Annotated in this window: 19 protein-coding genes, 1 pseudogene and 1 riboswitch; of the genes and pseudogenes, 8 read left to right on the top strand and 12 right to left on the bottom strand. The window is 36.7% G+C overall.

What is annotated here, in order from left to right:
• Window positions 1-4: 4 nt before the first annotated feature.
• The 3 genes from cobG to H6G06_RS25370 all read right to left on the bottom strand — a co-directional run bounded on the left by cobG (window position 5) and on the right by H6G06_RS25370 (window position 3,927).
• Entirely contained in the window at window positions 5-1,558 is a 1,554-nt protein-coding gene (gene cobG, locus H6G06_RS25380; RefSeq protein ID WP_338422989.1) for a precorrin-3B synthase, read from the bottom strand.
• 29 nt (window positions 1,559-1,587) lie between these two features.
• Window positions 1,588-1,826: riboswitch (cobalamin riboswitch) on the bottom strand.
• A gap of 65 nt (window positions 1,827-1,891) precedes the next feature.
• Window positions 1,892-2,719, bottom strand: a complete 828-nt coding sequence (locus tag H6G06_RS25375) for a metallophosphoesterase (protein ID WP_190564849.1) — start codon at window positions 2,717-2,719, stop codon at window positions 1,892-1,894.
• Between the two features lie 35 nt (window positions 2,720-2,754).
• Window positions 2,755-3,927, bottom strand: a complete 1,173-nt coding sequence (locus H6G06_RS25370) for a phospholipase D-like domain-containing protein (RefSeq protein ID WP_206754724.1) — start codon at window positions 3,925-3,927, stop codon at window positions 2,755-2,757.
• A 411-nt stretch (window positions 3,928-4,338) separates the two neighbouring features.
• Between H6G06_RS25370 and H6G06_RS25365 the strand changes: the two genes are divergently transcribed.
• Window positions 4,339-4,968, top strand: a complete 630-nt coding sequence (locus H6G06_RS25365) for an HPF/RaiA family ribosome-associated protein (protein WP_190564835.1) — start codon at window positions 4,339-4,341, stop codon at window positions 4,966-4,968.
• 4 nt (window positions 4,969-4,972) lie between these two features.
• A complete protein-coding gene (locus H6G06_RS25360; RefSeq protein ID WP_190564834.1) occupies window positions 4,973-5,200 on the top strand; it encodes a hypothetical protein in 228 nt (75 codons plus the stop codon).
• Window positions 5,201-5,393: 193 nt separating this feature from the next.
• Here the strand turns inward: H6G06_RS25360 and H6G06_RS25355 are convergent, their stop codons facing one another.
• From H6G06_RS25355 to H6G06_RS25345, 3 genes and pseudogenes are all read right to left on the bottom strand, one after another.
• Window positions 5,394-5,966 (bottom strand): DUF4142 domain-containing protein, encoded by a 573-nt coding sequence (locus H6G06_RS25355; protein WP_190564833.1) that lies wholly within the window; start codon window positions 5,964-5,966, stop codon window positions 5,394-5,396.
• A 19-nt stretch (window positions 5,967-5,985) separates the two neighbouring features.
• Window positions 5,986-6,060 (bottom strand): annotated as a pseudogene (locus H6G06_RS27680) (ChaB family protein); the annotation flags it as partial.
• A 37-nt stretch (window positions 6,061-6,097) separates the two neighbouring features.
• On the bottom strand, window positions 6,098-6,559 hold the full coding sequence (locus H6G06_RS25345) for a pyridoxamine 5'-phosphate oxidase family protein (protein ID WP_190564832.1): 462 nt from the start codon (window positions 6,557-6,559) through the stop codon (window positions 6,098-6,100).
• 269 nt (window positions 6,560-6,828) lie between these two features.
• Here H6G06_RS25345 and H6G06_RS25340 point away from each other — a divergent pair, with 269 nt between their 5' ends.
• The 5 genes from H6G06_RS25340 (at window position 6,829) to H6G06_RS25320 (ending at window position 12,475) form a co-directional block, all read left to right on the top strand.
• Entirely contained in the window at window positions 6,829-7,413 is a 585-nt protein-coding gene (locus H6G06_RS25340; RefSeq protein WP_190564831.1) for a DUF5132 domain-containing protein, read from the top strand.
• Window positions 7,373-10,348: an HAD-IC family P-type ATPase gene (locus H6G06_RS25335; protein ID WP_190564830.1), complete on the top strand. Its 2,976-nt coding sequence runs from the start codon at window positions 7,373-7,375 to the stop codon at window positions 10,346-10,348. The genes H6G06_RS25340 and H6G06_RS25335 overlap by 41 nt, the downstream gene beginning before the upstream one ends.
• A gap of 60 nt (window positions 10,349-10,408) precedes the next feature.
• Window positions 10,409-11,593, top strand: coding sequence for a methionine adenosyltransferase (gene metK / locus H6G06_RS25330; protein WP_190564829.1), 1,185 nt, complete (start codon window positions 10,409-10,411; stop codon window positions 11,591-11,593).
• Window positions 11,594-11,853: 260 nt separating this feature from the next.
• On the top strand, window positions 11,854-12,207 hold the full coding sequence (locus H6G06_RS25325) for a type II toxin-antitoxin system Phd/YefM family antitoxin (protein WP_242039850.1): 354 nt from the start codon (window positions 11,854-11,856) through the stop codon (window positions 12,205-12,207).
• Window positions 12,194-12,475, top strand: coding sequence for a type II toxin-antitoxin system RelE family toxin (locus H6G06_RS25320; RefSeq protein WP_190564828.1), 282 nt, complete (start codon window positions 12,194-12,196; stop codon window positions 12,473-12,475). Before H6G06_RS25325 ends, H6G06_RS25320 begins: the two co-directional genes overlap by 14 nt.
• Before the next feature lie 129 nt (window positions 12,476-12,604).
• On the opposite strand, the gene H6G06_RS25315 is transcribed toward H6G06_RS25320, so the two are convergent.
• Complete coding sequence (locus H6G06_RS25315; protein ID WP_190564827.1) at window positions 12,605-13,285, bottom strand: hypothetical protein; 681 nt, start codon at window positions 13,283-13,285, stop codon at window positions 12,605-12,607.
• A 473-nt stretch (window positions 13,286-13,758) separates the two neighbouring features.
• Complete coding sequence (locus H6G06_RS25310) at window positions 13,759-15,159, bottom strand: aromatic ring-hydroxylating dioxygenase subunit alpha (RefSeq protein ID WP_190564826.1); 1,401 nt, start codon at window positions 15,157-15,159, stop codon at window positions 13,759-13,761.
• Between the two features lie 122 nt (window positions 15,160-15,281).
• Here H6G06_RS25310 and H6G06_RS25305 point away from each other — a divergent pair, with 122 nt between their 5' ends.
• Window positions 15,282-16,418 carry a serine/threonine-protein kinase gene (locus tag H6G06_RS25305; RefSeq protein ID WP_190564825.1) on the top strand — a complete coding sequence of 379 codons (1,137 nt, stop codon included), beginning with the start codon at window positions 15,282-15,284 and terminating at the stop codon, window positions 16,416-16,418.
• 291 nt (window positions 16,419-16,709) lie between these two features.
• Here the strand turns inward: H6G06_RS25305 and H6G06_RS25300 are convergent, their stop codons facing one another.
• From H6G06_RS25300 to H6G06_RS25285, 4 genes are all read right to left on the bottom strand, one after another.
• A complete protein-coding gene (locus tag H6G06_RS25300) occupies window positions 16,710-16,943 on the bottom strand; it encodes a hypothetical protein (protein WP_190564824.1) in 234 nt (77 codons plus the stop codon).
• A gap of 521 nt (window positions 16,944-17,464) precedes the next feature.
• Window positions 17,465-17,680, bottom strand: coding sequence for a PIN domain-containing protein (locus H6G06_RS27105; RefSeq protein WP_199306882.1), 216 nt, complete (start codon window positions 17,678-17,680; stop codon window positions 17,465-17,467).
• Window positions 17,673-17,915, bottom strand: a complete 243-nt coding sequence (locus H6G06_RS25290) for a hypothetical protein (RefSeq protein WP_190564823.1) — start codon at window positions 17,913-17,915, stop codon at window positions 17,673-17,675. The genes H6G06_RS27105 and H6G06_RS25290 overlap by 8 nt, the downstream gene beginning before the upstream one ends.
• Before the next feature lie 224 nt (window positions 17,916-18,139).
• A complete protein-coding gene (locus tag H6G06_RS25285) occupies window positions 18,140-19,441 on the bottom strand; it encodes a hypothetical protein (RefSeq protein ID WP_190564822.1) in 1,302 nt (433 codons plus the stop codon).
• Window positions 19,442-19,538 lie beyond the last annotated feature (97 nt).

Genomic DNA, 19,538 nt, shown 5'->3' with positions numbered 1-19,538 from the left:
AGACTTAAATTGATTGAACACTGAACAATTGTTTGAGTTCAGATATATCATAACGATTGGCAAATTCTCTAAATGATTCTTGAGAACTAACCCGTTTAATTTGATACACTTTCAACATTCGGTTCATGAGTTGAGGCAAGTCAGCAAAAGTCACATTTTCATAAATTTGACGACCAAATTGTTGTAAGGTATCGTCACCAAGATACACTTGATATCCTTCCAAAGTTTCATTTTCTGCCTTAATGTTGACACCAAGAAATGTAATATCACCTTGATGATGTTGAGCGCAAGATTTAACACACCCACTAAAATGTATATTAATGGGAGAATCTAAAGTGATTTGAGTTTCTAAATATTCTCCTAATGTTAAAGCGTGACTTTTGGTGTCAGTCGCAGCAGCAGCACAACCCTGTTTACCAGAACAGGATACCAAGGCGCTGTTGATGTTTATGGCTGAATAACCAAGTCCTAAGTGGGTAATTTCTGTTTCAACTTCAGAAATGTGTTGTTGGGGAATATCAGTGATAAGTAAATTTTGCCAAGGTGTGAGCCTGAGATTACCACTACCATATTTTGCAGCTAAATCAGCCAAACCCCGCATTTGCCAAGTTTGCAAACGCCCCAAAGGTAAAACAATACCAATATAAAACAAACCTACTTGTTTTTGGCGATGAATACCAAGATGATATATTTTTTTATTTTTATCAATATAGAATTTTGCGTCTTTGCGTTTATGGGTGAGGTTTTGATATTCTAGTTTTGTACCCAGGTGGGGCTTATAGCTGCTCAACTGCTCTTGAACTAGCTGTAGATAATATTCCCTGCCTAAATTATGAATAACTTCCCGCAGACGTGGTTTACTACGACTATTAGAATCTGTATGTTGTAAATAAACCTGTGCTAAAGCGGCTAAGACTGGGATACATTCCTCTGGTGTTAACAAGATTCCTGTATTTGCAGATAATTTTTCTTGTTCGCCACCACAAAGATGCAAAATGAGGTAAACTAAGTTATGTCCCCATTTCCCCGTAGGAAAGAACTTCGGTTCTTTCCTACCCCCCTCATCTCCCAGAACAGCAATAAAAGTGATATCGTTGGGACAATTTTTGACAGAAAGTTTACCACCACCATCAAAGCAAACGCTAAACTTTGCCGAAAGTCCTCCTAAATGGGAATGTTTGATCATATATTCATCCCAAGCTTTCACCAGAGGACGAGTATCTATCAATTCTTGAGTATCTATACCCGCAGTGGGACTGGTCATAATATTGCGGATATGGTCTACAGCGGGATTAATAGAACCTAAACCCAATTTTTGTAACCGCTGGAGAACTTCAATATTTATTTCTTGTTTAATTTCTCTAATTTGCAAATTAGCGCGATTTGTCACATCTACATAACCTCCCCCATAATTATCAGCTATATTGGCGATAGTACGAAACTGTTCACTGTTCAAAATGCCACCAGGTATTCTCAGGCGAGATAATATCCCATCCTGGGCTGGTGTGGTGTAAAATAAGCCTGGACAGGCAGTAAATGGGCTTAACAAAACTAGCACTCCTTCCCCGTGCGACGCAGAGACAGAACTTAGATAGATTCCCTAGAGTTGGCATTCTGACTTGTTCAATTTTGGATTTTAGATTTTGGATTTTGGATTTTCTGATTACCCGTATTGTTTGCACAAGGGGTTTTCTGAGTATCAACCATCTAAAATCAGCAATCTAAAATATCAAATTGCTTTACAGCTGCGGCACAGTCCCGGAATTTAACCGGAGTTTCCCAAATCTGGGAATTAGCATTTTACCACGAGAGGAGATTTAGTGGTGGAAATATTTGCCAAATTCAGGAGAGCGCAAAGTGATCTGTTGTGAAACGTTGCGATTTAATGTTTTTACACCAGAGAGATGGCTGTTACTTCGGGTGGACAATACCAACGTCCGGGGGGGAAAGTTCCCAAACCACGATTTACATACAATTGATTTGTACCGACTTGATGTAGTCCTTGACTCCATTGCCAATTTTCCACTACTTTCGGCCATTTACCCTTAATAAAAGGTATCCAAGGCCAAAAGAATTCAGGAATTTTATCACGGGATGCATGAATCCAACTAGGGACAGAACCAACTCCGGGAATAACAATTTGACCCCCATGAGTATGTCCTGATAATTGTAAATCTACGCGCCATTTTTTCAAAACTACTGCACTATCAGGATTATGAGATAAAACAATGCGAGGGATATCTATATTTAACATATTCATCACAGGTGCGGGATGAAATTCTGGCGACCAAAAATCAGCGAGTCCTACTAATGCTAACTCTGAACCTAAAGGATAGGCTACTTGATTCCAAAGTACCTTAATTCCCACCGCAGTTAAAGCTGAAGTAATTTCTGTTTTTGAGTGAGAAAAATAAAGGTCATGATTGCCCAAAATTGCATAAACACCAGCGCGACTTTGCAAATGCTTTAACCGCTTGGCTAATTGATGAATGGGTTGGGGATTATGAGTTACAAAATCGCCTGTTAATACCACTAAATCAGGTTTCATTTGATTGGTGACATCAATAGCTTGAGCAAGTAAATCTTCTGCTAGTAATAAACCATCAAAATGGAAGTCTGAAAGCTGAACTATCTTAGTATTGTGCAAATATTGAGGCAAGCCCTTAATCTTGATTTTTAAATATTCGGTACTTAAGGGTTCTGAGAATATCTTGTTCATCTTTGAATTCATTTCTTCCTATCCCCTATTGTTTGCTATAATTGCCAACGAAAAGACAAAACCAATTGACCTAATAGCTTTTGTAGAATATTTCTTCGCTTCCATTCTGACATCTTGATTTGACGGCTTTTGGAAAAGCCATAAACAAAGAAAGTTTCGACAAAATTTGCTAATTTCGGTTCAGCTAAAGAAATATTCAGTTCATCATTATGAAACATACTGCGAGGATCTAAATTAGCACTACCTGTACTGACAAAAGTGTCATCAATTAGCAAAACCTTCGCGTGCATCATGCTTGGTTGATATTCATATATTTCAATTCCTGCTGTTAACAAATCAGCGTAACCTTGACGCACGGCATAGTAAACTAATGTTTTATCATTCTTTGTACCCATTGTCAGAATCCGAATCTCAACTCCTCTTTTTTTGGCTTCTAATAAAGCCCTCCGCGAGTTACTATCAAGTAAAAAGTAAGGACTAGCAATCCAAATGCGTTTTTTCGCTGCTAGGAAAGTCGTATAAAAAAGGGCGCAGACAGAAGAACTGGCAGATGGTGAGCTACCAGGTGTTACCAACATATTAAATTCACCCGTAACAGCAGGTTTAAATAATTCTGCTCTCAAACTGGCTACACCACCTTCATACAACCAGTGTTGCATGAAAATTCCTTCCAGAATAACAACAACTTCTCCGGTCAAGCAAACCTCCAAATCTAACCAGGGGGGGATGATATCTTTGGGCATAATGCCATCCCAATGATCAGAAACTCCCGTACCGCCGACAAAAGCAACTTCTCCATCAATTAATAACAATTTGCGGTGCGTGCGGATGTTATAATTTAGGGGAGCTTGCCAATTAAATTCATGAAAAAATCGCACTCCCACACCCGCTGCTTTTAACTTTTGCCAGTAGTCTTGAGAGATAGAACTTACACCCAAACTATCGGCAATAAAGAGGACTTCTACACCAGCGAGCGATCGCTCCATTAAGGCCGTAGCAAAGTCATCAGCCCGCTGCCCTGGAGTCATGTAAAATGTTTCAAAGTGAATTGTCTTTTGGGCGCGTTTAATTGCCTCTAGCCTAGCTGTATAGATAGCATCAATATCAAACCAAAATCTTACTGCATAACCAGAAGTAAGGAGTGAATTTGACACACTCATCATTGCTGGCAGAAAATGAGGTTCCTCAAAGCTAGGAACATCTGTCATTCTGTACTTGACTTTCTTATGCCAAGCAATCCTTAAATACAGGATGAATAAAACAAGTACAACTAAAAATAGGATAAAGCAGCCACTTAGCCAGATTATTCTCGAAATTAAGTCTGAATTCAACTGAAGTTTTAACCCAATTGTGACAACAAATTTTAGTATAAATATAGTTCTTGCCTTTTGACTAGTGAAGTCACTCTTAAGGTAGATACTTAGGCTGAAAATCTCTTCCCCTTAGTAAGAGGAAAATAATTATTTCTCTCTTTAAAATTAGTTAAGGTTAAGATTAACCTAGATGGAATATAGAGAAGCATTTGTCACCAGTAAATATTTTCACTAGGTAGAGAAAACTAAATGTATAGATGTGGGATTGGCAAAAATATTTAGATTCCCTATTTGGATGATAAAAGCATGAAAATACCACCAGAAATCACCTATCGTAATGTAGATAAATCAGATGCGATTGATACTTTAGTTCACGAAAAAATTGCCAAGCTTGAGCATATTTGTAATTACATCAATAGCTGTCATATTGCCATTGAAAAAATTCATGAACGTCCCCGCAGTGGCTCTCCTTATCGAGTGAGAATTGATCTCACTGTCCCCCCTGGACATGAACTGGCAGCAGAAAAAAATCCTGGTGAGGGTATCCAATATCAACCTCTAGATGCGGTAATTCGAGAAACCTTTGATGCTATGCGTCAGCAGTTAGCTAAACTTACTCAGCTTCAACGTGCAAGTGAACAAGCTAACAGATATGAAGAAGCACAAGAAAATACAGCCTTTGTCACTAAATTATTCCGAGAAGATGGCTATGGTTTCCTGAAAACTTTAGATGGTCGGGAAATCTACTTCCACCACAATAGCGTTTTACATCATGACTTTGACCGTTTAGAAATTGGTACTGGCGTGCATTTTTCTCAAGAAGAAGGTGAAGAAGGACCTCAAGCAAGCACCGTAAAAATAGTTGATAAACCCGGTGTTCGTGCTGGTAAATCATCAGAAACCTTGATTGAACCGCCTTTAGATTGGCAGGAATAGGTAGATGAAGACAAAAAATGATGAATTGAAAAAAACGGCATCTCAATTACTAGCTGGTATGCTATCTAATCCTCACATTTATTCCCAAGTTAGTGATGAGGGAGGTTATGGAAATATGGAACAGCAATTAATTATTGCATCTGTAGAAATGGCGGAAAGCTTAATTGGGTATATTGAGAAAACTCATTCCCAAAGTGAACGGGAAGTGATGTCAAATAAATCAAATAAATAAACTAAGTAAGTCGGCACAAATAAACCTAACTATGTAACAGAATGTAAAAACCCCAAGTCCCTTGTGATTGCTTCACTCCACTTCGTTACGTTCGCAATGACATACATTGAAACTTTCACACCGACTTACTTAAATTAAGATACCCAACTTATCCAATAAGTTGGGTATCTGGGCTTGGTAATTTTCAGAGTAATTATCTTCTACTACGTCCTGGTAGACTATCTTGAATAGAAGTAGCTAGGCGTAAATGTTCTTGCAAAAGTGCTAAACTTCTTGCTGCCCAATTTTTCAAATCCTGGTCATTACCTTGTTGAGATTGACGACGATATAAAGCAATATCCTTGTTGTGATCTTCAATCATGTGCCTGATATATGCCGTATCAAAAGCTGAACCAGACAACTTCTGTAAATTGGCTCTGACTCTATTATTTTCTGAACCGATATCTGTCGGAAAATCGATACCTTTTTGAGCAGCTAATTGTTCGAGTTCTTGATTTAATCGCCTATGATCGTCTACCATAAGTTGTCCAAATGCTTTCACCTCATTACTCTGGCCCCGTTCGGTTGCTAATTGTCCTAATTCAACCTCAGCTAAATTACCCTGAGCAGCTTTAGTTACAAACTGTCTATCACTTTGACTAACATTATTTTGCGTTAATTTAATCGGAATTAAATGTGACTGAGCCAAAGCATTATTTGGTCTATAAGTAAAGGTAAATATGCTGGCTGTTAACAGAACGGTCATGACTATTGGCTGTTTTTTCATGACTTAATTTCTAGTCCTATTATTTTGGTTTTTTGTGCCATTGGCCATCATCGCCTTTTTCGTAATCTCGCTTCACTGCACTCCAAGCAACACGAAAGGCACGTTATTCTTCACCGTATTTTTCCTCAGCATTAATGGTGTGAAAGTTCTAAAAAACTAATTGTTTGTGGTGTAAAACTTGATGGACTTTCCCAATAGTCGGCTTTGTTAATATTCACTTTTAGCAAAGCAATATTCGGTTCATCTACTCCTTGGTGAAACCAAGTTTGTAATTCTGGTTTCCATTTTTCTTCTAATTTATTTCTATCTCTGACCAGTTCTGCTGTGCCTGAAATGGAAACATATCGCTGTTGATCTGGTGAAGCAAAACTCACATTTACTTGTTGACGACGTTCAATTTCTAATACTTTATGGGAGTTAGCAAAGGTAAAGAACCAAAGTTTCCCCTCTGCGTCAATGTCGCTAAACATAGACATAGGACGACTGTGCAAACTACCATCATCATCGACTGTAGTTAACATAGCATTGTCAATGTCTGTAATTAGTGTACGTAACTGCTGATTTTTTTGATTGCGGTCTTGTGAATTTGCCATTTAGCTATTTTTTTAATTAAGTAATGGTCATTGTCTTAGTATTAAGGTGTTTAGGTTTCTATTACATGAGTCTATAGGTGTAATTTTCGTCTTGGTGATTAAGCTGGTTAGTGTATAACTAAAGAAATACGTTTAGAGAAAAAATGGTTTTCATCTTGTTAATCAATCACCAATAGTTCTGTTACTTTAGTAGGATGGAAATAGCTAGTGATTTAACTACAGTTGGATATTGATTGACTACATAACGTGCTAACAATGGAGATTTAAAAATGTCATCTACATTCGACACAATTTTTGAAGGTTTGACAGCAATAGTTTTCTCACCTGTGATTTTACCTATTGCATCAGCCATGAAAGAACCAGTAGTCCAAAATACTATTAGAGATGGTATTCTTTTATCTGAAAGGGTTAAGGATGCGGTCGCAGAGATGGCTATAAATTTGGAAAAAGCAACCGCAGACGCTAGAAAGGAGAAACCAGAAAGTTTTAAATCTAGAACTTATCCCAAGTATTCTATAAATGGAAAGTCAGAAGCCGCAAAAGATTTGATAAATGTAATGTCTGATATCAATGCAGATGTGGGGAGAATGACAAATGGAGTTGCTGATTTACGAGTGATATTACCTCTAGGAGTTGGTTTACTTTCGCTGCAACAATTGCTAAGAAAAGGATTACAACTCGAAGAAATACCTTGGTATATATTGGCTTGGTATGCTTTTGATATTTTTACCAGACTGAATTTTGAGGATGAAACTCAATTAACGAATTTATCAATTAATACTGTTTCTATGGAATTTCAGGAGCAACAAAGTAGTGATTCAAATAATACACAGCAGTGTCAAAGGGAGAGGTAGATATAAAATCAAGGAACTTTACCATTCGCAGTCCTTAAAAACATTTTTGGAGCGATCGCTTGCCAATTACCCAGAAATAACTTATGTGTCTGCTAATGTATTAACCAGCAATATTCTGGTTATTTTTCAGCCGGATATTAGCCATAGAAAAATTGCATATTTTATTGATAGAGCTTTATCAGATTATAAAGATAAGGTGGGATTTAATCATGAAATTAAAAGTTTAGCAAAGCTTACCAAAAGAAATAAATTAATTGCACCCAAGCAGGAGCAAAAAACCAACAACTGGCATTTAATGACAGCGGATAATGTTCTGCAATCATTAAATACTTCAAATATCTCCGGATTATCTAGTGAAACTGCTACTAAGAACCTAAATAAATATGGTAAAAATCTGTTATCAGCAACAGTAACACGCTCTGAAATAAGTATGTTAATTGAGCAGTTTAAATCCTTGCCAGTTGCTTTATTAGGTGTAGCGGCAGGAATTTCTATTTTCACCGGGGGAGTTATTGATGCTGTAGTAATTTTGGGTGTAGTGGGATTAAATGCTGCTATTGGATATGTTACAGAAAGTCAGTCAGAACGCATTATTAATTCCCTGAAAAATCGCTCAGAAAAAACTACTTGGGTAATTAGAGATAGTAACTTACAAGAAATACCTACAGAAAATGTAATATTAGGAGATATTTTAGTTCTTAAACCTGGTAGCTATATTGCCGCTGATGCCAGAATTATTGCAGCTGATAATTTAAGTCTTGATGAATCTGCTTTAACTGGAGAAAGTGTACCCGTCACTAAAATTACCACATCATTAAATGGTGAAGATGTGCCTTTAGCTGATCGCATCAATATGATTTATAAAGGCACTTTAGTTATTAATGGACAGGGAATAGCAGCGGTAGTTGCTACAGGCAAATTTACTGAAATGGGGAAGATTCAGGAATTAGTAAGTGAAGCGAAAACAACCCAAACTCCCCTTGCTAAACAATTAGATCAAGTGGGTAGTCAACTAGTTCTCATTGGCATGGGATTATGTGGTTTAGTGTTTGGTTTGGGATTGTTACGAGGATATAATTTATTGCAAATTTTGCAATCTTCTATATCTTTAGCAGTGGCAGCAGTTCCCGAAGGTTTACCAACAATTGCCACTACTACCCTAGCTTTAGGCATTCGTGATATGCGAAAAAATAATGTCCTTGTCCGCAGTTTAAATGCAGTAGAAGCGTTGGGTTCTGTGCAGACTATTTGCTTAGATAAAACCGGGACACTCACAGAAAACAAAATGTCAGTGGTAGAAATCGTCACCGACAGTAAACATATTCAAGTAACTGATGGTGAATTTATTGCTGAGGAAGAAACTATTAACCCTTACACCTATAATGAACTATTAAAATTAATTCATGTGACGGTTCTTTGTAATGAAAGTGAAGTTAGTAAAGAGAATGATGTTGATGATTATTTAGTTACAGGTTCAGCCACAGAAAATGCCTTGATTTACACAGCGATTAGTGCGGGTGTAGATGTCATAGCATTGAAAGAAAAATATCCCTTGCTGCAAACTAATTTGCGTTCAGAAAATCGTAACCTGATGAGTACAATTCACTCAACTCACAATTGTCACCAAATGGTTGCAGTTAAAGGAAATCCTGCAGAAGTGTTGCAAGTTTGTCATCGGTGGCTGAAAAACGGGCAAGTTGTACCTTTGACAGCAGAAGATAGGCAAAAAATGGAAATAGAAAATGATCGCTTGGCAGGAAAAGCACTGCGAGTTTTGGGTATAGCGTATAGTTATATTGAGGAAGGTGATCATAGTAATAATTATGAGTCAGATTTAATTTGGTTGGGTTTGGTGGGGATGGCAGATCCGATTAGAAAAGGTGCAAAAGAATTAATTGCAAACTTCCATCAAGCGGGAATTGATACGGTAATGATTACTGGTGATCAAACTCCTACAGCTTATGCGATCGCAAAAGAGTTAGAATTAAATCGACATACCCAATTAGAAATTCTCGACTCTAATAACCTCAATAATCTCACCCCGGAAGCATTAGCAGCACTCAGCGACAAAGTAGACGTTTTTGCCCGCATTAGTCCTAGTAATAAGCTGCAAATTGTCCAAGCATTGCAGACATCGGGCAAAGTTGTTTCTATGACTGGTGATGGTATTAACGACGCACCTGCATTAAAAGCCGCCCAAGTCGGTGTAGCAATGGGTAAAGAAGGTACAGATGTTGCCCGTGAAGTTGCTGATATTGTGTTAGAAGATGACAGATTAGAAACAATGATGATTGCTGTTAGTCGGGGCAGAACAATTTACAACAATATCAGAAAATCTGTGCATTTTCTCCTAGCTACAAATCTCAGTGAAATTATGGTGATGACAACCGCTACCGCAGTCGGTATTGGTGAACCTTTAAACGCAATTCAACTTCTCTGGTTGAACTTAGTAACTGATATTTTCCCTGGACTTTCTTTAGCTATGGAAGCACCAGAACCAGACGTATTAAATCAACCACCTCGTAACCCTAACGAACCAATTATTAAAAATACCGATTTTGGCAGAATTGTGTTTGAGTCTGCTGCCATATCTGTTAGTACCTTAGCTGCTTATGGTTACGGGATTTTTAAATATGGAATTAGTCCTAAAGCTAGTACCTTAGCTTTTATGACTTTAACATCAGGGCAATTACTACATACTATTAGCAGTCGTTCTGAAAAACACAGTATTTTTAGTAAAGAAAAACTACCATCTAATCCTTATTTAAATACTGCTGTGGTTGGTTCTTTTGGTATTCAACTTTTAGCTTTAACTGTGCCACAGTTACGGACTTTGTTGAAGATTGCACCATTGAATATGGTCGATACTGCTGTAATTGCTAGTGGTGCTTTGTTGCCTTTGTTGGTTAATGAAGGGAGTAAAAAAATAAATTAAATCATGATAGTAACGAACCGCAGAGGCGCAGAGAACGCAGAGAAAAGAGAGGTTTTTTTTATGAAAAAAGATTTTATGTTTACTTCGGAATCTGTGACGGAAGGGCATCCTGATAAGCTTTGTGATCAGATAAGTGATGCTATTATCGACAGGTTTTTACAACAAGACCCATACTCTAGAATTATTACAGAATGTGCAGTTTCGACAGGAATTGTTTTTATTGCTGCTAGATTTCAACCAAGTGGAAATGTAGATTTTACTAATATAGCACGACAGGTAATTGAACAGGTTGGTTATCAACAAACGGAATTTAATGGTAAAAATTGTAGTATTTTAACTAGCTTAACAGAATTACCTCCTGATGAATATCATTTATTTGATGAGAAAAATTTATCTGATGCGGAAATAGAGAAAATTACTGTCACTAATCAAGCTACGGTTTTTGGGTTTGCTTGCAATCAAACTTATAACTTTATGCCTTTACCAATTTGGTTAGCACATAAATTAGCTAGACAGATTAGTGCAGTGAGAAAGCAAAAAATCCTCCCTTATCTGACTCCAGATGGTAAAACTCAGGTAGGTGTTGAATATAAAAATCGTAGACCTTATAGAATTCACAGTATTACAGTTATTGCTAGTCAAAATCAACCTGCACAACCTGATTTACAACAATTGCGTGATGATATTCGTGAAACTGTGATTTCTCCTGTTTTTGAGAATGAAAAAATCAAACCTGATGCCAAAACTAGAATATTTATTAATCCTGATGGCAGATTTATTATTGGTGGACCAACTACTCATGCAGGTTTAACAGGTAGGAAAAATGCTATTGATACCTATGGTGAATATTCTAAACATAGCGGTTCGGCGTTAAGTGGTAAAGACCCCATTAGAATAGATAGAGTTGGTGCTTATGCTGCCAGATATGCTGCTAAAAATGTCGTTGCTGCTAAATTAGCTGATGAATGCGAAGTACAATTAAGTTATTCTATCGGACTTTCTCGACCTGTGAGTGTGCAGGTAGAAACTTTTGGAACTGGGAAGATTTCTGATGAGGAAATTACAGCAATTTTAGAGAAACATTTTGATTTTCGATTAGCAGGAATTATCAAGAAATTTGATTTAAGATTTTTACCTTCGTTAACTAAAGGTGGTTTTTATCGTCAGCTTGCTGCTTATGGTCATGTGGGTAGAAGTGATATAGAATTGCCTTGGGAAAAGGTAGATAAGGTGGGTGTGTTTTAGATTTATAGCAATTCCCATTCAAGTGAGGTACTTCTCTTATAAAAGTAAAAAAATATTCAGTATCGCAGATTGAACCATCATGCTTTAACGAAGGTAGAATCTGGGAAAATGATTGTAAAAATAAATGTTGGATAAATTAAAGTTAGCAGCCCATTAGACATCTCCGGTAATTAAATGTGCGTGGTTTGAAACCCTTGTAGAGACGTTCCGGCGGAACGTCTCTACCATATTTCCGGAGAGGTCTAGTGATGAAATAATACTTGCATCTCTACACTGACTATAGTTATGCGATCGCATCTGCTAAAATAAATATAGTCAAAATGTCTAAATTAGTCAAAATTGCTATGCAGACCTACACTCTCACAGATGCTCGCAATAAACACGGAGAGGTTTTTGATAAAGCCGCTACTGAGCCAGTGTTACTAACCAAACAATCACGGCCTAGCCATGTAATTATCTCAGCCCAAAGCTATCAACAATTAATTCATCGGCTGAATGAATTAGAAGATATGGTTTTAGGTCAAGCTGCTGAAACTGCTCTGAGTCAATCGCAAATGGTTGGTACAGAGGCTTTTACATCTGCACTAGAGCATTTAGCTAATGGCGAGGCTTGATGGTTTAGCCACTGTTCTCGATTTTCTGAACGGTTTGCAGCCTAAGATAGCAGCGCAGATTGCAAAAAAAGTCTTGGCTTTGAATGTTAATCCTTTACCAGCAGATAGTGAACAGCTATCTGGTTATCAGGGTTTCTATCGAGTTGATAGTGGTGAATATCGAATTGTTTATAGGTTCTTCCCTGAACAAGATTTAGTGGAAGTGATTTTAGTTGGGAAGCGCAATGATGATGATGTCTACAAAAGATTAAAGCGTTTACTGGGATAAACTTTTGTTTCTATTAAAAACGCTTGAATCAACATTATTACGGAGAATTGGTATTAGCCCCCCTTAAAAAGTAGGTTGGGGGGATCTAAATATTACCTATCCTAAATTGATATCACTGCTTGATTCAACTTAGTTTTTCTTAGCATAAACCAAAAGACTCTTGTATTTTTCAACCAGATAAATTTTCCCTTGGGCTGTAAATGATTCTATGATTTCTTCAGCTTTAGCATAACCTACAGACTGTGTATAGAACAGTATTTTCCCGTGAGGATTCAATTTACTGAGAAATAAATCAACCAGTGATTCATCATTATGATGAACAAAGGGAGCGTCTTCAGCCATATAAAATTCACCAATATGAAAGAGTGCAGCCACATCTAACATCGGTAGAGAACGATCCGTTAGAGTGTATATGTCTGTACACAGCACCTTGTAAAATTTAGCCAATTGGCGATTTTGACGACAGATACGAACATATTCTTCATGTTCCGGAATAGAAGCAGTAATACCAATAATTTCATTGGGTTTTTCTAGCTTCTGATTTTCTAATCCTAAAATGTGATGAGCGCCGGTACCAAAATGAAATACAGTCTGATCTTGAATATTATACTTTTGCAAATATTCTATCAATTCCAAATCACATGGACACAGGTGAGGTTGCAATTGCCATGATGATTTTGTGCGGTAGTAATCATTACCAACCCAGTGTGGTAAAACAGGTTGACTCAAGCTCACTGAGTAGTACAATTTTGCTAATTGACGATTACTAAATACAATATCACGAATTGTTTTTCTCAGAGTAAGAACCATCGGTGAATAACCCTCAATATTTTTGAAGAAGTGAATTGGATTTTGATATTTCGGCTACTAAATCAGTCAAGGTATTTTACTAAAATGTTGATTATGTATTTTAAACTTGATCAGCAGTAGCTATCTTGACATCGTTGCCCACAAGTGAAAATGACCCTGTCTGAGTACCAAAAAACTAGAGTAGATGCGGTTTGAGATGTCAATGGCCAGGGAAAATTATCTTGTAGTTCAAGTCACCTAGCAATTGCATAAACTTACTTTTTACCTTGAAGATATTACCTCCAAGAATTTTGGTACTTTGTTTCTAGTAATGCAGGTCAGCTTAACATAGAAAAAATTTGCAAAAATAAAGATAATATCAAGTTAATATAAAAACTTGTTTAAGTTTTGGTAGTATAAAATTTTGATTCAATAATATTACCAGGGTAAGATATATAAATTGTATAAATCTTACCCTGACATCTTATCTAAGATTACCCAATTTTTACCTGATTTTTATACAGCTTTACCCAAGGTATACCCCGTTTGGGAACACTGCTTAAAAAACGATGTTTCAAATCATCTAATAGATAAAATGCTAAGGAACTAACAACAGCAATAATTGTAGATATCACTGCTAATTGTACAGGTACACTGATGATAATTAATAGTAATGTTAATACTGCAAAAACGACGGTGCTGATGTTACAAATTCTTTGCAATTTTTCTATCAACATTAATGAACTACGACAACTAGGACAATGTTTTGTATGCCTGTGCCATCTGTCGAATAATTGCTGCTCATCTAATTCTTGAAAACTGGTTTTTATATCTCCTGACCAAGCGGGACTACCTCCGGCAAATTCATCTAACCATTTCCTAAAGGTAACAACACCTACATCAGATTTAGCTGGCATAAAATAAGCTTTTGTCCAAGGTTTTTGTATTGATGATTCAAGGGTTTCTTGAGAGTGCATCATGGCTAAATCTTGATCACCAAGTTTGTAACCGGATATATGTTGTAATCCGGTTTGAAAATATTGGGGAAGCAGATTAAAAAACGGATTCTTAGAAGTAGAATTAACACCAGTTAGAAACTTGACGATGTACCGACAATAACCTGGTTTTGTTGGCACAAAGTATAATTGAAATAGGTTACTTTTGCCGTTAGCATATTTATATATAGTCGTATTGGCAGAAGGTGGTGTAAATTTCCGCGTAGCTTCCATATCTTTATTTGAAAGATTATAGCCGCTATGTTTGAGGGTAAAACCTCCTTGCCCTGTGATTTCTCCTATATTTTCAAACTGCTGGATAGGTACAGTTTTTTCTGGTGAAAAACTCCCAATTCCTTCGTGTAAAAATTGAGCATGGGAAGGGTCAAAACTACTTTCAACTGATACTGTATAACCGACTGGTGCTTCAAACATATACCAGTCTGTGGCATGAATATCAAGTTCTGTTTCTGGGATGGTGGCTGGTTGTTTAGATGTACAATCGGCAAATGCTGTTAAACTATGATCAGGCCATACCCAAAGTAAATTTTGTGCTACTTTTGTGGGATAGGTGGTAACTTGCGATCGCTCACTTTTACAAGCTGTTTCTTCTGCTTCACTACCTGCTAACATGGGAATTTTCGTACATTTTCCCTCACTGTTAAAACACCAACCATGATGTCTACACATCAAGGTTCCATCTGCATTGATTTTTCCCAGCGATAGACGCGCTAACTTATGAGGACAAGCATCATCCATCACTACCCAGTTTTCGTTTTTATCTCGCCAAATTACCAGCTTTTTACCCAGCAGGTTGACAGGAGTGGGTTCAGCAGGATCTAAATAGCTGATGGGACTAATAGGATACCATTGTTGAGTCCAAGAAAATTGATTTTTCATAATTATCAAAGTCCAGCTTGTTGATACTATTTTGTTAAACTATGCCTTTCTTTAATAATCTTAACAATTACCATCTAGCAAAGCACAAGGCACAATAAGTATAAGTGAGCGCGATTGCCTTTATGAGTTACTGTCTTAATCCCCATTGTTCCAAACCGGAAAACCCTGATGATGTCAAGTTTTGCCTGACTTGCGGTACAAAGCTACTTTTAAAAGAACGTTACCGCGCTACCAAACCCATTGGACAAGGTGGTTTTGGTAGAACTTTTTTAGCGGTGGATGAGGATAAACCCTCAAAACCTCCCTGTGTAATTAAGCAATTTTATCCCCAAGCTCAAGGTACAAATACGGTACAAAAAGCGATAGAGTTATTTAACCAGGAAGCGGTACAGTTAGATGAGTTGGGACAACATCCGCAAATTCCTGCACTGTTGGCTTATTGTACTCAAGATGACAGACAGTATTTAGTTCAAGAATTTATTAATGGGTTAAATTTGGCTCAAGAATTAGCAAACAGAGGCGCTTTTAATGAAATTCAAATTCGGCAATTACTGAAGGATTTATTAACGGTGTTGCAATTTTGTCATACTAAACAAGTAATTCACAGAGATATTAAACCAGAAAATATTATTCGTCGGGGTAGTGATAATAAACTGGTTATAGTTGATTTTGGTGCGGCGAAATCTACCGCAGGTGAGGCTTTAAACCGCACAGGTACAAGTATTGGTAGTCCTGAATATGTTGCACCAGAACAAATGCGCGGAAGGGCAATTTTTGCCAGTGATCTTTATAGTTTAGGGGTAACTTGTATTAATCTGTTAACGGGGCGATCGCCTTTTGATAGTTATGATACCCATAATGCGGCTTGGGTGTGGCGACAATATTTGCAAAATCCCATTAGTAACGATTTGGGTAATATTATTGACAAAATGGTAGAAACTATACCTAGTCGGCGTTATCAAACAACTGATGCAGTTATTAAAGATTTAAATATTCAATCTCCCGCAGTTATCCCACCCACAATTATTAGTCAACCTGTTAAACAAAATCTTCCTACTTCTCCACCTGCTGTTGTTCCTCAAACTCCTAGTCAATTAGAGAAGGAATTACTGGAATTAAAAACCCAGTTTACAGGTGGTAAAGTGCAACCGCAAAATGTGACCCCACAACCATCTGTTTCTACTAATAATCCTCCTCAGAAGGATGCTGTAGATAAAGATTTGGAGGAAATGAAGGCTAAGTTTTTGGGTAATGGATGATTATTTTCATCCTGGTTTGCATCCTCATGCTTTTCTTTATAAAGTTTTTAGCGTAACCGTTAAAAAGCTGAATGCTGAATGCTGATAGCTAGTGTATTTATCAGGAAAAATTTATGTAGTTTAAAACTAAAACCCAACATTTTTTGGAGACGGAAAGCAAGCTACAACCCAATCTACAGTTATCCTTAACTGAACTAAAAACTACCAAGTAAAATAAACCATCAACACAAGTGAGATGGTTTACTTTTTTGAAAATTTTGTAAGTTGCTAAAATTAATGCTGGCTCAAAATTTAAACAGTTACGGGAACTCCAAGAGAACTCACATCAAGTGGAAAAGTAGTAGGAACAGAATTAAGCAGATCAACCGAAAGATTAGAAAGATTAGGAATATCAGGTGTTAGCTCACCAACATCAGAAGGTATAGGTATCTCAATACCCCCACTAACATAAGCGGCTTGATAATCGCTTATTTGTTGAAAAATTTCAGTATTTTTGGAAATTATAGAATTAATCTTTTTCAGCATTGTTTAATGTCCCTAAAGACAGAAGCTATATCCAATTAAAGATAGAATATTTTCACTTTATCTCCACCTTTTGATACATTTTTTATATTGCTACTTTATACTGTCCTTTGAACAATCAGCTTTGTTGTAAATTTTGCGGTCAATTTTTGCCCATTTGGAGGCGATCGCTTGCAGTAGCAATAACTGAGTTATAAAATTATTACACATCATAGAAATTATCTCATATAAAAAAGCGATCGCTAACTTATTTGCACTACGGATAGGGCAATAGATTCAAATTTTGAATAAATCTATAATCTCGCTGGTTTTTGCTGATAAAAGGGTAATTATATATTATTGCTGTAGCTGCTATCAAACCGTCGGCAATTAGTAATCCGTGACTTATACCAATCTAATGTGAAGCTGCATATAATTAGGAGGCTGAAAACCTTGTCAATTCAAGAATCATTCTGTGCAGCTTCATATAAAAATGGTATTAGCCGATATAATCGTAATAAATCAACTGCTTTGTCTGAAATAGGCTAGTCAATCCTAATTACATCAAACTGCTGAAGAAACTTTTCTAGGGTCTGCAACTCTACCTTGTTAGCGCAGCCAACAATTAGTTCCATTTGAGTAACTATGCTAATTGACAATCTAGAACTTGATTTTAGACTTTGTAAACAATTAACTGCTTCAGAAATACCCCGACCAACATCAATGATTATGTCGGTATCTATAATTGTTGAATTAGTCATGGGTTTTTGACCACTCGGTTTCTCGCAGATTTCGTACCCAATTAGCACTACCTAAGTCTTGACGATTCTGCCACATTCCGATAAACCCATCGTTGTTTAAATCAACATCCGGTGACACAGAGAGAGATTCAGTGTATGTGTACTTTTGTTTCAAATAGGCAATCAGGTTGATTACTTGATTTTGGGCTTCAGTAGGCAGAGATAAAAATTCACCTAAAAACTCTTGATTTGTCATATTTTACTATCATTAAACACCACAATACATTCTCTATCTTAACGTATTTCAATCAGCTAAGGGCGATCACTAGTTGACTATTCTAGCCAATATTATCGCTCTTCCACTCATTTCCAAAAAGCGATAAGTGTGATCGCTTGCAGTATCAATAACACAGTTATAGAATTATTATACATTGTATAAATATAACAACAAAGTGCAAAAACTTCCAGTGCATCGCATTGTTAGGCTTGCTCTTCTCCAAGTCCAAGAACTCGTAATATTTCCCAAACTGGTAAGAATTTCCTCAGCGTATCATAGGAGTATTTGGGTAAATCATCATGGTAAAATATACAATTTTCTTTGCTGTCATATATATGACTAATATAAGTCACATATATTAACCTCAGCAATCCAGTTAAATATATATCTAGTTTATGAGTACATACTGAATCAATAATATTGGTCTTGAATTCGTACCAATCTGGCCGAGAAATTTCACTATGCAAACTTGAGCCATTTTTATTCTTAAAGCAAAGTTGGAATTCTTCTTTAACGGATATTGTAAGGCGATTATGAAAGCTTAACTCCATACTTTCAAACCAAAATTTTCGTTCATCATCGCTTATTTGATTATATATGGATTGTATTTCAGATAGCCTACCTTGTGCTGATTCACCGTAAACAGTATCTTCATAAGTGGCAGTACGAAATGATGAAAAAGGATTAATTGCTGCTACACATATTGTATTGGGATAAGGAAACAACTGGCCAATCTCCCCCCATTTTTGAGAAGCATATACAAGTGCATGAAAGCCTTCAGACTCTAGCCTATGTGAGATTGCATTCGATATTGTATTTAGTGCAGCCTTTGAATAATCAGGTATTGTTTTATTTTCACTCTGAGTATCATTATCTATCCATCCTTCAATTATTGGAAAGGCAATTACTACAGTTAACATTGACCTGTCATCGAGCAGATTATTTTCAAACCATTGATAATATGATTCGTCTGGATAGTAAACAGATAAGGTTATTTTGCCATTATCATCTTTTGGTATTAGTGCAACAAGACTTTTATTGTTTGCAACTAGTTCTTGAACAAAGGCATCTCTGACCGTTCGTGTTTCCATCGGAGCTATCAATATTGAAGTAATTGAGCTTTCTTTAAGCCCTGGAAATATTGAACAAAAATGATTAGCATATGCAAGAAGCTCAGTAAAAGCTTGGCGCTCAGTTTGCTTTGATTTTTTCAATTCAATGATTGTTATGCCATTACGTTCGGAACTACCAAAAAGGTCTAATCTTGTTGTTGAGTCACCTAATTTTCCAAGTGGCAACTCCCTTGCAGTAATTACTAATGATTCCAGATCATCTAGTAATTCGTTGATTCTTTGTTCCGCTAATTTTTGTAATAAAAATCGTAATGGTGGAAATTCGTTACTCTTCCAAGTAACAGGATTTCTGCGCCCAACAATTAAATCAGAAATATTTTCTTTGTGGTTGTTAAATAAATAATCCCTAAATTCGTTTTCTGTGAATTGCATCTAAATCTCTTTATCTTTACTAACTAAATTTAAAGTCTTTAATTCTTACAATTAAGGGCGGGAAAACCCCGCCCCTACAGGCAATCTTGCCGAAATT

Origin of the sequence: Anabaena sphaerica FACHB-251 (assembly GCF_014696825.1) — a bacterium.
In the GTDB taxonomy this organism is placed as follows: Bacteria; Cyanobacteriota; Cyanobacteriia; order Cyanobacteriales; family Nostocaceae; genus RDYJ01.
The sequence above is the reverse complement of the archived record's forward strand: the minus strand, read 5'-3'. Positions and strand labels throughout refer to the sequence as shown.